This window comes from Brevibacterium linens (assembly GCF_003999335.1).
GTDB classification, from domain to species: Bacteria; Actinomycetota; Actinomycetes; order Actinomycetales; family Brevibacteriaceae; genus Brevibacterium; species Brevibacterium linens.
This window is the reverse complement of record NZ_CP026734.1, coordinates 1,931,487-1,945,114: the sequence shown is the minus strand read 5'-3', so window position 1 is coordinate 1,945,114 and position 13,628 is coordinate 1,931,487. Positions and strand designations below refer to the sequence as shown.

14 protein-coding genes and 1 pseudogene are annotated in these 13,628 nt (G+C 63.9%); 12 read left to right on the top strand and 3 right to left on the bottom strand.

What is annotated here, in order from left to right:
* Positions 1-76 precede the first annotated feature (76 nt).
* Both CXR29_RS08880 and CXR29_RS08875 read left to right on the top strand, forming a co-directional pair.
* The gene (locus CXR29_RS08880) at positions 77-1,003 is read left to right on the top strand and encodes an amidohydrolase family protein (RefSeq protein ID WP_101555202.1); all 927 of its coding nucleotides are present in this window, start codon (positions 77-79) and stop codon (positions 1,001-1,003) included.
* Between the two features lie 308 nt (positions 1,004-1,311).
* Positions 1,312-2,061: a polyprenol monophosphomannose synthase gene (locus CXR29_RS08875; RefSeq protein ID WP_241241387.1), complete on the top strand. Its 750-nt coding sequence runs from the start codon at positions 1,312-1,314 to the stop codon at positions 2,059-2,061.
* 126 nt (positions 2,062-2,187) lie between these two features.
* On the opposite strand, the gene CXR29_RS08870 is transcribed toward CXR29_RS08875, so the two are convergent.
* Together CXR29_RS08870 and CXR29_RS08865 are read right to left on the bottom strand one after the other, a co-directional pair.
* Positions 2,188-2,529, bottom strand: a complete 342-nt coding sequence (locus tag CXR29_RS08870; protein WP_025778355.1) for an RNA polymerase-binding protein RbpA — start codon at positions 2,527-2,529, stop codon at positions 2,188-2,190.
* A gap of 122 nt (positions 2,530-2,651) precedes the next feature.
* Positions 2,652-3,416, bottom strand: a complete 765-nt coding sequence (locus tag CXR29_RS08865) for a glycerophosphodiester phosphodiesterase family protein (protein WP_127364346.1) — start codon at positions 3,414-3,416, stop codon at positions 2,652-2,654.
* A gap of 56 nt (positions 3,417-3,472) precedes the next feature.
* Here CXR29_RS08865 and CXR29_RS08860 point away from each other — a divergent pair, with 56 nt between their 5' ends.
* The 10 genes and pseudogenes from CXR29_RS08860 (at position 3,473) to CXR29_RS08815 (ending at position 12,942) form a co-directional block, all read left to right on the top strand.
* Positions 3,473-3,802, top strand: coding sequence for a hypothetical protein (locus tag CXR29_RS08860; protein ID WP_025778353.1), 330 nt, complete (start codon positions 3,473-3,475; stop codon positions 3,800-3,802).
* A gap of 238 nt (positions 3,803-4,040) precedes the next feature.
* Positions 4,041-4,523 carry a hypothetical protein gene (locus CXR29_RS17660; protein ID WP_127364345.1) on the top strand — a complete coding sequence of 161 codons (483 nt, stop codon included), beginning with the start codon at positions 4,041-4,043 and terminating at the stop codon, positions 4,521-4,523.
* Between the two features lie 81 nt (positions 4,524-4,604).
* Positions 4,605-4,880: a septal ring lytic transglycosylase RlpA family protein gene (locus CXR29_RS17655; protein ID WP_127364344.1), complete on the top strand. Its 276-nt coding sequence runs from the start codon at positions 4,605-4,607 to the stop codon at positions 4,878-4,880.
* 200 nt (positions 4,881-5,080) lie between these two features.
* Positions 5,081-6,466 carry a flavin monoamine oxidase family protein gene (locus tag CXR29_RS08845; protein WP_338142544.1) on the top strand — a complete coding sequence of 462 codons (1,386 nt, stop codon included), beginning with the start codon at positions 5,081-5,083 and terminating at the stop codon, positions 6,464-6,466.
* 2 nt (positions 6,467-6,468) lie between these two features.
* The gene (locus tag CXR29_RS08840) at positions 6,469-7,992 is read left to right on the top strand and encodes an APC family permease (protein ID WP_101555207.1); all 1,524 of its coding nucleotides are present in this window, start codon (positions 6,469-6,471) and stop codon (positions 7,990-7,992) included.
* The gene (locus CXR29_RS08835; RefSeq protein ID WP_101555208.1) at positions 7,989-8,396 is read left to right on the top strand and encodes a helix-turn-helix transcriptional regulator; all 408 of its coding nucleotides are present in this window, start codon (positions 7,989-7,991) and stop codon (positions 8,394-8,396) included. Before CXR29_RS08840 ends, CXR29_RS08835 begins: the two co-directional genes overlap by 4 nt.
* Positions 8,397-8,415: 19 nt before the next feature.
* Entirely contained in the window at positions 8,416-8,826 is a 411-nt protein-coding gene (locus CXR29_RS08830) for a VOC family protein (RefSeq protein WP_127364342.1), read from the top strand.
* Positions 8,823-11,199 (top strand): annotated as a pseudogene (locus CXR29_RS08825) (ATP-binding cassette domain-containing protein). Before CXR29_RS08830 ends, CXR29_RS08825 begins: the two are co-directional and overlap by 4 nt.
* 179 nt (positions 11,200-11,378) lie before the next feature.
* Complete coding sequence (locus CXR29_RS08820; RefSeq protein WP_276608158.1) at positions 11,379-11,831, top strand: transglycosylase family protein; 453 nt, start codon at positions 11,379-11,381, stop codon at positions 11,829-11,831.
* Between the two features lie 592 nt (positions 11,832-12,423).
* Positions 12,424-12,942: a hotdog fold domain-containing protein gene (locus CXR29_RS08815; protein ID WP_101555211.1), complete on the top strand. Its 519-nt coding sequence runs from the start codon at positions 12,424-12,426 to the stop codon at positions 12,940-12,942.
* Between the two features lie 37 nt (positions 12,943-12,979).
* Here CXR29_RS08815 and CXR29_RS08810 read toward each other — a convergent pair whose 3' ends face one another.
* A complete protein-coding gene (locus tag CXR29_RS08810; protein ID WP_127364341.1) occupies positions 12,980-13,495 on the bottom strand; it encodes a DinB family protein in 516 nt (171 codons plus the stop codon).
* Positions 13,496-13,628 lie beyond the last annotated feature (133 nt).

Sequence of the window (13,628 nt, the reverse complement as noted above, 5' to 3'; positions counted from 1 at the left end):
ATCAGGTGACGATACCCGACCCTCCTGACACAGGTGTAGCCGCCACGGCCGACGGTGTAGCCTGTCGGCTGTGACTATGTACTTTGGTGGAGATGTTTACAGCAGTGCCGACCCTTTCGCGACGGCACTGGGGCATGCGGACGGAAAGGTCTCGTTCATCGGTTCCGATGAAGCGGCCAAGGCCCTGGACCCGGAGGCGATCGACCTCGGTGAGGACTTCCTCACACCCGGATTCGTTCACGCCGGTCTGATCGTCGACGAATCAGTCCCGACGGCGGCCGATCTGTTCGCGCAGGGGTTCACGCATGTGCACGCGATCGGCAGCGCCGAGCAGATTGCGCAGTTCGCTGCCGACGCCCCGGACGGTCTGTCGATCGTCGACTACCCGCAGCTGGGCTCCGGTTCCGTCGAAGCCGGACGTGCTTCGATCTCCGCGGCCGATCTCCTCACGCTCGAGGATCTTCCGGCGCTGAGCCTGTTCATCCTCGTCGATTCGAACGACCAGCTCACCGCCGTGCTCGAGGTCCTGCGTGCCGATGCCGCTCATGCCCAGCGTCACGGTTACCGTCTGCGGTTGGATTTCGCCGTTTCGGACGAGCAGGTGCAGTCCCTCGGCCGCAGCGGAATCGCCATCACGCTCGACCCCGCGCAGCCGCAGCCCCTGGCTCAGCTGCTCTCGGCCGGGGCACAGGTGTCCTTCAGCCATTCCGAGACCTCACCCTGGGCAGGAGTGCGCAGCGCCGTCGTCGGCGACGGGGGCATCGGTGCCCGCGCTGCGTTCAACGCGGCGACCCGCTTCGCTCATCGCGCGGCCGGACACCCGGAAGGGGGAGTGCTCGCGCCCGGAGCCGATGCCGATATCGTGCGGTGGAAGGTCGACCGTCTCGTCGTCCAGGTCGCCGACCCGCGCGTCGCCGCCTGGAGCACCGATCCGCGGTCCGGGACTCCGGGACTGCCCGAGCTGTCTCCGGACGTGGCTCTGCCCACCCGGGTGGAACTCTGATCCGGACCTGCAGATGCGGGAGGGCCCGCTGACGCCTCAGCCGGGTCAGGCGTGTCCAGCCGACACGCCGATAACTCGAAATTTTCGTTCTTCCGGTTGGGCCTGTGACCTGCGGTTTCAGGTATCAGCCCAGGTCACGGCGATTTTGCGAAGTCTCGATGGGCCACTAGATTCGACGTGAGCATTCCGCTTGATGCGGGATGGAGTCGGCACTCCCGTCAATAGATAACTCGCTGCCACGGCAGCGTGGTCCGAAGGCGGGGGTGTCGACTCATTGTCTGAGGCGACGACCGCGTATCGTGGAGTGCGTGCTTTCCAAGATTCTTGTCGTCATCCCCACCTTCAACGAACGTCTCGCCCTCCCCGCGACTCTGGCCGGACTGTTCGATCAGCAGCCTGATATCGACGTTCTCATCGTCGATGACAGCTCCCCGGACGGAACGGGGGAGTGGGCCGATGAGCAGGCTGCGGCAGATCCCCGGATCAACGTCCTCCACCGCACCGAGAAGTCCGGACTCGGCATGGCCTATATCGCCGGATTCCAATGGGCGCTGGAACGCGACTACGAGATCATCTGCGAGTTCGACGCCGACGGCTCGCACCGTTCCCTCGACCTGGGGCAGCTGCTCGACGCTGCCGCGGAGGGGCGAGGAGACCTCATCATCGGATCCCGGTGGGTTCCGGGCGGAGAGATCGTCGACTGGCCCAGATCCCGGTTCTTCCTCTCCCGCGGGGCGAACGTCTATGTCAACGCGGTCATGGGATTGGGAGTCAAGGACGCAACGGCAGGATTCCGTGCCTACAGACGTCCCGTGCTCGAGGCGCTCGATCTCTCCGACGTCCAGTCGCAGGGATACTGCTTCCAGATCGACATGACCTACCGCACCGTCGAGGCCGGGTTCCGGGTCGCCGAGGTGCCCATCGTCTTCGTCGAACGCGAGCTCGGCGAATCGAAGATGAGCGGCTCGATCATCACCGAAGCGTTCACGAAGGTCGCCGGTTGGGGCCTGACTCGCCGTCGCAATCAGCTGCGTCGTCTCCTCACCCGCACCCCCTAACCCCCTCAATTACTACCTGACGGCGGCCTAGCAACCTCGCGCGAGGTTGCTAGGCCGCCGTCAGGTAGTAAGAAGGGGTGCAGGTCCGTTGACCTGCACCCCTTATGGCTCCCTGTTGCGGCTGGTTCAGCTTTGGGCCGGTACCTCACCGCGACGGATCGCGAGGCGTTCGTCGAGGAGCACCTGGAGTTCGTCGAAAGACCGGCGTTCCAGAAGCATGTCCCAGTGGGAACGCACATGCTTGACGGGATCGCCGTCGGGCTCGTTGACTCCGACGCGGACGCCGATGCCGTGCATTCCGGAATCCCAGGTCGAAGGGACTTCGGCTTCGATCGAGAACGGCACCTTGAAACGGGTCCCGTCTTCGCATTCGAATTCGACCATCTGGCGGGGTGCCGGCTCGACGCCCTCTTCGGTTTCGAGGCTGCGCGAGCCCAACTGTGTTCCGCGGAGACTGCGTTCGCTCATATCTAAGACCTTCCGACTCGACTGCACACCTTGGACGCAATGCAACAGTCTACCGTGCCCGGATATTCCTCGCCGACAGCCCCGGGGCGGCACGCGCGAATCGACGGGGAGGAAGGGGGCAGTCAACCCCGCCGATGCGCCAGAACCTCGAGGCCGAGTTCGACATCATCGGTGACGATTCCGTCGACTCCGAGGTCGAGCAGCGACTGCATCGTCGGCGCATCATTGATCGTCCAGACATGAACGAGCAGGCCCGTCCGGTGAGCTCGGGCGACGAAATCGGCAGTGACCACGGGAATCTTCTTGAACGACGCCGGCACTTGCAGCGCGTCGACTCCCGGAGGCAGGGCAGCGGCCCCGTGATCGGGGAGACCCGGCAGTCGACCGAGGGCGAACAACGCTGTCTCTGTCGTGCCTGTCGACGTGCGCACCCCAGGCAGGGCGGTGCGCAGCCGTCGCAGGGTTCCCGAGTCGAAGGACGCGAGGCGGATCCTGTCAGCGGCATGGAGATTATGCACCAACCGGATCATCGGACCGATGCTGTGAGCGGCCTTGACATCGATATTCCACTGCACCTCGGGCAGCGCGGCCAACAGAGCCTCGAGACGAGGGAGTCGGCCGCCTGCGAGTAGGTCGACCTCGTCGAGTTCGTCAGCAGGGAGTTCGCAGATGGAACTGGACATCCCGGCGATGCGGTTGAGGTCGGCGTCATGAGCGGCGAAGAGGATGCCGTCCGCGGAGGCGTGGACGTCGGTCTCCATCCACCGCACCCCGGCAGCGGCGGCCGCGGCGAATGCCTCGAGGGTGTTTTCGCTCATCCCGGGCCACAGTCCGCCTCGGTGCGCGATGATCTCTGGGTCTGCGATGACCTCCCGCTGGGAATTCATACTCCAATCTTAGTCAGGGTGTTGATTTCACCGAGGCGCTGTTCAAGGATGGAGTCATGAGCTCACACCGCGAACCCCTCGAACCCGACGATGTCATCGACGCAACCGCGAAGACTCCGACCGAACGCGCACGCCGGGTCGCCGGACGCGCGTACAGTGCAGCGAGCACCGGTGTGAGGAATGTGCGTGAAGCGACATCGACCTCTCGCCTCATCGAAGTCGGCGAGAACGGCGTCAACCGCGCATTGGGAAGTATTTCGCACGCCATCGATGACGCTGTGCGCAGCGGCAAGGTCGAACGGGCCTTCGACCGAGCACAGGAGACCGTGACGACCGGAGCCGACGGTGTCCGGAAACTGGTGACGCGCAAACCTCGTCGTCCCTGATCGGTTCCGTCCGCGAACCGGCTCGACGGATCAGCGAATCGGCAGTGGGCCGACGCTGCCCGTGAACAGAGTCTCAGCAATGTGGCACACCGAAACGGTGTGCCACATTGCTTTTGTAACAGTTCCTTAACTAGAATCTGTGGAGATAACGATCAGATAACTTGGAGCCAATCCTCAAGCGCACGGCTGCGAGAGGTCTTCCCCCTGCATCTCCGAGTTGCCGAGACACTCTGTGACGATGACGAGGAACACGACTGTGGGCAGACACTCAGCTCCGAACACCAAGAAGACCGGCTCGATCTTCTCCGCGCTGTCAGCGAAGAAGAAGACCGGACGCCACGCACCCGCCGACCGGCAGAACACCGCCGGGGGAGTGCTGGCAGCGGTCCGCACCCGCCCGGTGCTCTCCGCGTTCATCGTGCCGACCGCCGCAACGGCAGCCGTCGTCGCCTCGAGCCTCGCAATGGTTCCCAACGACTCTTCCACGAGCGGCCAGGTCGTGGCCGAAGCGCCGGCCGTCGCCGTCTCCGAGCCGACGCAGGCCACCGACGAATTCCTCGCCAAAGCGAAGAAACAGGCCAAGGAGAAGCCGGCAGAGGTCACGATCGACACTCATATCGAGACGCCGAGCCCCAAGCCGTCGAAGACTGCCGAGACGAAGGACGAAGGATCGCCCGGTGGCGGAGAGACGTCCGGCGGCGGAGAATCCTCTGGCGACTAGGGATCGTCCGGCGGAGCCGCGGACGAGAACGACGGACCGTCGAATTCCGGGAAGTCGACCGGCGTATCGGGCAGCTGCCCGATGTCCTACTACGGCGGCGGTGACGGATTCGACGGCAGGCAGACTGCCAACGGCGAGATCTTCGATGCCAATAAGCTCACCGCCGCCCACAAGACTCTGCCGTTCGGCTCCAAGGTGAAGATCACGAACGCCGCCAATGGCAAGTCCGTGACCGTGCGCGTCAATGATCGCGGTCCCTACCACGGCAGCCGCTGCTTCGACCTGTCGAAGGCCGCCATGGAGGCAGTCGGCGGCGTCGGCGCCGGACAGATCAACGGCAAGTACGAAGTGCAGTGACGCCGTCTGCGGCAGCCGCTGATTACGGAATCCGCAGGTTCAGCGACGCAAATGCGAGTTTCGAACTTTTCGACCCTATTGGCAAAGGTAATCAGTCGCTGATTCGAGCCTAGGGCTACGGATTGCTCTGTCGCTGCGAAATTCGTATTCGTCTCTTCGACCTTGGTTTTCGACTGTGGGGTAGCTAACCTGAAGCCACCATCACACAGTCTGTCGAGGAGTTCCACGTGTCCGAAGTAGCTCGTGTCGTCGTCATCATCGGAGCAGGTCCATCGGGCCTGAGCGCGGCCCGTCGGCTGCGGAAGTCCGGACGCAGCGTCATCGTCCTCGAAGCTCGTGATCGTGTGGGCGGACGTACCTGGACCGAACACATCGACGGGCAGATGTTCGAACTCGGCGGACAGTGGGTCTCTCCAGATCAGACCGCGCTGCTGGCTCTCCTCGACGAACTCGGCAAAGAGACCTACCCCCGCTACCGCGACGGCGACAGCGTCTACATCGCACCCGACGGAGCCCGCACCGTCTACTCGGGCGAGATGTTCCCCGTGGGGGAGTCGACCCAGGCCGAGATGGAACGTCTCATCGGCCTCCTCGACGAGCTCGCCGCCCGAATCGGACCGAAGACCCCCTGGGATGCCGAGGACGCTGCCGAACTCGACTCGATCTCCTTCCACCACTGGCTGCGAGAGCAGTCCGAGGACGAACTCGCCTGCGAGAACATCGGACTGTTCGTCGCCGGCGGCATGCTGACCAAGCCCGCCACCACCTTCTCAACGCTCCAGGCCATCCTCATGGCCGCCTCGGCGGGATCATTCTCGAACCTCGTCGACGATCATTTCATCCTCGATCGTCGCGTCGTCGGCGGAATGCAGTCGGTCTCCGTGCAGATGGCCGAGCAACTCGGCGGGGACATCGTGCGCTTGCAGCAGCCGGTCCGCCGGATCGAATGGTCGGAGACCGGAGTCCACGTCTCGACCGACGATCTGAGCGTCAGCGCAGACCAGGCGATCGTCGCCGTTCCGCCGAACCTCTACTCGCGGATCAGCTACGACCCACCTCTGCCGCGGCTCCAGCAGATCTTCCACCAACACCAGTCCATGGGGCTCGTCATCAAGGTCCATGCCACCTACGACACTCCGTTCTGGCGCGAGGACGGACTGTGCGGAACCGGGTTCGGTGCCTTCCGTCTCGTGCAGGAGGTCTACGACAACACGAACCACGGCGAAGAGCAGGGCACCCTCGTCGGGTTCATCTCCGATGTCAACGCCGACGCCATGTGGGCCCTGGACGAGGAGACCCGCCGGGCGACGATCCTCGAGGCGCTGGCCGAATTCCTCGGCCCGAAGGCTCTCGACCCGCGCGTGTTCTACCTCTCCGACTTCGGTGCGGAGGAATGGACCCGCGGTGCTTATGCGACCAGCTACGACCTCGGCGGTCTGCACCGGTGGGGGCCGTTCCAGAACGACCCGGTCGGACCGATCCACTTCGCCAGCTCCGATATCGCCGCCGAAGGCTACCAGCACGTCGACGGAGCCGTGCGCATCGGCACCGCCACCGCCGAGAGGATCCTCGGCGAGATCTCCTGACCATGAGCAGCACACAGCCGTCACCGTCGACGAACACGAGCGGACTGAGCGCCAAGGGACTCTCCGCCGGCAAGATCGGAGCCATCGGGGGAGCCGTCATCGGCATCTCCTGCATCGCCCCGGCCTATACGCTGACCTCCGGATTGGGCCCGACGATCTCCGAAGTCGGGGTGCACACCCCGGCCGTGCTGCTCATCGGCTTCGTGCCGATGCTCCTGGTCGTCTTCGGCTACCGGGAACTGAACACGGCGATGCCGGACTCGGGAACCACCTTCACCTGGGCGACCAGAGCATTCGGGCCCTGGCTCGGATGGATGGGCGGCTGGGGACTCGTCGCTGCCACCGTCCTCGTGCTGTCCAATCTCGCGGCCGTGGCCGTCGACTTCCTCTTCCTCCTCCTGTCGCAGGTGTTCTCCGATCCGTCCATCGCCGAACTCACACGGGTTCTGTGGATCAACATCCCCGTCACGATCATTCTCACCGCCGCCGCAGCCTGGGTGTCGTATCGGGGAGTCGAAGCCACGGAGAAGCTGCAGGTGTGGCTGGTCGCCTTCCAAGTCCTGGCGCTGGGATGGTTCGTCATCGCCGCGATTGTGCAGGTGGCGAACGGCACCGCCTTCGACCCGACCCCGGTCTCACTCGATTGGTTCAACCCGCTGTCGGCCGGCGACTTCTCCACCGTCGCGGCAGCGGTGTCACTGTCGATCTTCCTCTTCTGGGGCTGGGACACGGTGATCACGATGAACGAGGAGGCGAAGGATCCGGAGAAGACCCCGGGCCGGGCCGCCATGCTCACGATCATCGCGATCGTCATCATCTACATCGCCTGCACGATCGCGGTCATCTCGTTCGCCGGCATCGGCACCGAGGGGCTCGGGGCAGGCAATCCGGACAACCAGGAATCGATCTTCGCCTCACTCGCCGGCCCTGTCATGGGTCCCTTCGCGGTTCTCGTATCCATTGCGGTGCTCTCCTCGTCTCTGTCGTCGCTGCAGGCGACGATGGTCTCGCCCTCTCGGACGATCCTGGCGATGGGCCACTACGGAGCGCTGCCGGAGAAGTACGGCCGCGTCTCCCCGCGGTACAAATCGCCGTCCGTGGCCACCGTCACCTCGGCGGGAGCGGCGATCATCTTCTACGTCGTCATGCGTCTGCTGTCGGAGAACGCCCTGTGGGACACGATCACCGCTCTGGGACTCATGGTCTGCTTCTACTACGGCATCACGGGTCTGGCCTGCATCTGGTATTTCCGCCGCAGCCTGTTCGCCTCGACCCGCACGTTCTTCTTCCGGTTCCTGTTCCCGCTCATCGGCGGAGTGACCCTGCTGGTCATCTTCGTCACCACCGCGATCGACTCCCTCGATCCCGACTACGGATCGGGGTCGTCCGTCTTCGGCATCGGACTCGTCTTCGTCCTCGGCATCGGAGTGCTGGCCCTGGGCGTGGTCATCATGATCATCCAATCTCTCCGCCATCCCGACTTCTTCCGCGGACGCACCCTGAAACAGGGAGTCGACGAGGGGTGAATGAGCAACTGGTGGCTCTGCGCCGAGTCCGGGACCGCATCGACCGCGAGTTCGACCAGCCCTTGAGTGTGGAGGCCCTGGCCGCAGGCGTGCACATGTCCGCCGGGCACCTCAGCCGTCAGTTCAGAGCGGCCTTCGGCGAATCGCCGTATTCGTATCTCATGACGCGCAGGATCGAACGCGCCATGGCCCTCATCCGTCGCGGTGATCTCACGATCACCGAGATCTGCTTCACCGTCGGCTTCTCCTCCCTGGGCACCTTCAGCACCCGCTTCAGTGAACTCGTCGGACTCTCACCGACGCGCTACCGCGACGGTGTCGCCGCAGGCGAGCACCGGCTTCCGACGATCGTGGTGAAGAATGCCCTGCGACCGGTCAGGAATCGAGAAGTCCCACCTGACTGAGCAGTCTACGATTGCTGACATGGACATCTCGATCAACGCCAGCTTCCTGCCGCACATCGATGCGGACGAATCCCTGACCTTCTACCGTGACATCCTCGGCTTCGAGCTGCGCCTCGACGTCGGTGCCGGACGCATGCGCTGGCTGACGGTGGGACCGGTCGGCCAGCCCGACACATCGATCGTGCTCACCCCGCCCGTGACCGACCCGACGATCAGCGACACCGAACGGGAGAGCATCGAAGGTCTCATCGCCAAGGGCAGCTATGCCGCGATCGTGCTGGCGAGCCCGAACGTCGATGAGGCCTTCGCCGAGGTGGAGGCCAAGGGTGGCGATATCGTGCAGGAACCGATGGACCAGCCCTATGGTCTGCGCGACTGTGCCCTGCGGGATCCCGCCGGAAACATGATCCGCATCCAGCAGAGAGGCTGAGACCTGTGCACACCGCAGACAGCCATGACCTCATCCGCGTCAGCGGAGCCCGGGAGAACAATCTCAAGAACTTAAGCGTCGAGATCCCCAAACGTCGCCTGACGGTCTTCACCGGCGTTTCCGGTTCCGGCAAGAGTTCGCTGGTCTTCCACACCATCGCCGCCGAGTCCCAGCGGATGATCAATGAGACCTATTCCGCGTTCGTCCAAGGCTTCATGCCTGCGATGGCCCGACCCGAAGTCGATGTCCTCGAAGGACTGACGACGGCCATCCTCGTCGATCAGGAGCGGATCGGAGCGAACCCGCGATCCACCGTGGGTACGGTCTCGGACATCAATGCGAAGCTGCGCACCCTCTTCGCTCGTCTGGCAGAACCGAACCTCGGGTCGACCAACGCCTACTCCTTCAACGTGGCCACGCTGAGCGGGAAAGGCGCGGTGAGTATCGACAAGGGCGAGGGCGAGCAGGTCGAACGCAGGTCCTTCTCCGTCAACGGCGGAATGTGCCCGCAATGCGAGGGAATGGGCACCGCGACGGACATCTCCATCGCCGAGGTGGTCGATGAGTCGAAATCCTTGAACGACGGAGCCATCACGGTCCCCGGGTACAAACCCGGCGGTTGGTCCGTGCGCATGTTCTCCGAATCCGGCTACTTCGACCCGGACAAACCCATCGCCGACTTCGATGAGAAGGAGCGACACTACCTTCTCTACGCCGAAGGCGAGAAGGTCAGGATCAACGGCACGAACATCACCTTCGACGGGCTGATCCCGCGGATCCAACGGTCGTTCCTGTCCAAGGATCGTGACTCGATGCAGAAGCACATCCGGGAATTCGTGAACCGGGCCGTCGTCTTCACCACCTGTCCCGACTGCGAGGGCACTCGTCTCAATGCGGCCGCGCGGTCCTCCCTGATCGCCGGTCGGTCCATCGCCGATGTGTGTGCCCTGCAGATCTCGGACATCACGAAATGGCTCGATCAGATCACGCCGGGGGCCGCCTCGGCGCTGCTGAAGTCACTGCGTGCGGACGTGCGCGCCTTCAACGACATCGGCCTCGGATATCTGTCCCTGGACCGATCGGCGGGATCGCTGTCCGGGGGAGAGGCGCAGCGGATCAAACTGGTCCGCCACCTGGGCTCGTCGCTCACGGACGTCACCTATGTCTTCGACGAACCGACGATCGGCCTGCATCCGCACGACATCCGAGCGATGAACGACCTGCTGCTGGCGCTGCGGGACAAAGGCAACACGGTCCTCGTCGTCGAACACAAGCCCGAGACGATCCTCATCGCCGACCACATCGTCGACCTCGGTCCCGGCGCGGGCAGCACCGGGGGAGAGGTCACCTTCACCGGCACCGTCGACGGTCTCCGGGAATCGGATACTCTCACCGGTCGCCACCTCGGATACCGCACTCAAGGACACGGTGCGGGAGTCGGCGGGGGCACTGGAGATCCGGGGTGCCGGATCGCACAATCTGCGCGACGTCGATGTCGATGTGCCCCTCGGCGTGCTCACCGTCGTCACCGGAGTCGCCGGTTCGGGCAAGAGCAGCCTCATCGAAGGGTCCCTGCGGGGGCGCGATGGAGTCGTGATGATCGATCAGGCGCCGATCAAGGGATCCCGGCGCAGCAACCCGGCCACGTATACGGGGATGCTCGAGCCCATCCGGAAGGCGTTCGCGAAGGCCAATGGGGTCAGACCCGCCCTGTTCAGCGCGAATTCCGAAGGCGCGTGCCCGGTGTGCAACGGCGCCGGGATCATCTATTCGGATATGGCGCTCATGGGCGGTGTGTCGGCACCGTGCGACGAGTGTGAGGGCAAGGGGTTCCAAGCCGAGGTGCTCGAATTCACCTTGGGCGGACTGAATATCCGTGAGGTCCTCGACCTGCCGGTGGATTCGGCTATCGCGCATTTCGGTGCGGGGGAGTCGCGCATTCCGGCGGTCGTGAAGATTCTGAAGATCCTCGCCGAGGTGCGACTCGGCTATGTCAGTCTCGGCCAGCCGCTGACGACGCTGTCCGGGGGAGAGCGTCAGAGACTGAAACTGGCGGTGCACTTGTCGGCGAAGGTCGCCGAGGCGGCGCAGGTGATCATCCTCGATGAACCGACGACCGGACTGCACCTGGCAGATGTCGAGAACCTGCTGCGTCTGCTCGACGGACTTGTCGACTCAGGTCGGACCGTCATCGTCATCGAACACCACCAGGCCGTGATGGCTCATGCCGATCACATCATCGACCTCGGACCCGGTGCCGGACACGACGGAGGTTCCATCGTGTTCGAAGGCAGCCCAGCCGACCTGGTCGCAGGAGAGAAGACGAACGGTTCGCTGACCGCCGAACATCTGGCCGCATATGTGAATGCCTGACCGGCCTGACCGGGGGAGCCGCTGCTTTTCACACTTCGCTCAGAGAGCGCGGAGGCGATTCGGATGCTGATTTCACGGTCTCGGGTTCAAATGCGGCAGTTGATTCGTTACGGTGTATAACGGCTTGGTAACGACCGGGTTACAGAGCCGAAATGCAGTCGTACTTTGGAGAAGACACAGTGAACCTCTACAGCACAAGCCTCCGCAAGGCCGCCCTGCTCGTCGGCGCCGGCGCTGTCGCAGCCGCCGGGCTGACCGGAATGAGCGCAACGCAGCCGGCACAGGCATCTGAGAAGGGCGTCTGGGACAAGGTCGCCGAATGCGAATCCGGCGGTGACTGGCACATCAACACCGGAAACGGATACTACGGCGGACTGCAGTTCTCCAAGCAGACCTGGAATGCCTTCGGCGGTTCGGGCACTGCGGACGAGCACAGCAAGGAGTGGCAGATCCACATCGCTCAGAAGGTGCTCGAGGAACAGGGTCCGGGCGCATGGCCGGTCTGCGGCGAGAAGGCCGGACTGACGAAGTCCAACGGTGCCGCCGATGACGGCGACGGGTCCGGCGACGACGGCGGTTCGAGCGACAGCGGCAAGGTCGGACTCGGCGGAAATGTCATCGTCGGCAGCTGATCCCGCGCAATGATCTGACGATCAACGATCTGCAGGCGCGAACACGTGCGCTGTGATCGTGATCAGAAAATGCCCCTGAGTGACCCACGCGTCGCTCACGGGCATTTTCTGTCGGTGATCCGGCTCTGGATATAACGCCGATAATATACATTATGTTAAGTACAGACATGGAGCCGCTCCCCGGGGTGCCCGGATACAGTTGAATTCGACGGTTCGCGTTGGGATCCGTCAGTCCGACACGAGGAGGCGGAATGGCGACGAGGCAGCCGGCGATGTGACCGACCGGTGAAGGCGTTGGCGAGGTTCTCGACCGTGCCCGCGGTCCCAGGCGCGCCGAGGCCGATCGCCTGTGCGAGATCTTCGCAGGGATCTCCGGCGAAGTGCCTGTGGTGTGGGCTTCGCGCATCATCGGGTTCGGTGAGGTCGAGCATCGCTATGAGTCTGGACATGGCGGCACAGTGCCGGTGCTCGCCTACTCCCCTGTTGCGCGCCAACACGATCTATCTCACCGCGACTATGAAGAGCGCGGGCCGAATGGGGCGAATGCTAGTCTGTACTGAACAGTAACTCAGCTCACAGCAGAGGTGCACCCATGAACGCAGACACTACAGCCGCGCAGATCGCCGACTCGGCACCCACCTTCAAGCTCTGGAAGAAGATGCAGGAGATGCCGCTGGGCGGTCGCGTGGGCTCCTGGCTGTTCTCTCAGGCCATCTCCTTCAAGGCACCCTATTTCCGCACCGTGCGACCGCAGATCAGAGAGCTGCGCCCGGGGCTGTGCCGCGTCACTGCACCGAATCGTCGCGGAATGCACAACCACATCGGCACCTATCATGCGATCGCATCGTGCAATATGGCCGAGGTCGCCGCCGGTGTCATGACCGAAGCGACCGTGCCGCCCACACACCGCTGGATCCCTGCGGGAATGACCGTGGAGTACAACGCCAAGGCCAGCAAGGGAGAGATCACGGCCGTCACCCGCCTTGAGGCGATCCCTGAATTCGGCGACGAGAAGTTCGACATGGTCGTCCCCGTCGACGTCATCGACGCTGAGGGCACCGCATTCGTCACGGCACGCATCACCATGTACATCTCACCGAAGAAGCGCTGAGCCATCCCGTCTCCATCCGGTGACGGGTTTGAACCGGTCACCAACCCGACAGCAGCAGCACCCGCTGAGCGGCCGAGGCGCCCTTGTCGAGCGGGCGCGGCGGCCTGTATCCGCCCTCGGCACCGAGGGCGATGATGAGATCGCCGAGTTCCTCCGCGATGAACGCGGCCAGGCTCTCGTCGACCGGCCAATCGTGACCGGTGCCGCGTGAGAGATCCGCGGCATGGAGGGCTAGCTCGAGGATGCGCATCTGCACCAGCTGCGCGCCGGGAATGCTCCCGATCCGATGTGCGACCGGCACCTGCAGAACGCACTCCTCAGCGAGCGTTCTGAATGCTGTCTCGTGAGCCCAGAATGATTCGAGCCTGTCATTGCCGAGGTGATCGACTCCCCTGGTGGCTTCGACCTTCGCAGTGCTCGCCTGCCCCAGCAGCAGCGTGTAGCGGACTCCCCCGCCGATCAGGTGATTGATGAGCTCGGCATTCGTCCACTCTCCGGCACCGCTCGTTCGATTCAGATCGGAAGCACGGACTCGCCGCAGCGTCTCGGACAACGAGATCTTCCGGCCAAACGGTGGCCCTGACCGTTCGGTCAGTATATGTTGTCCCTGCGTCCCGCGTGATGGTATACCAATGTGACCTGCCATTCGGGCCCCTGCTGCTCGACAATGAAGTGAGGAGCTGACC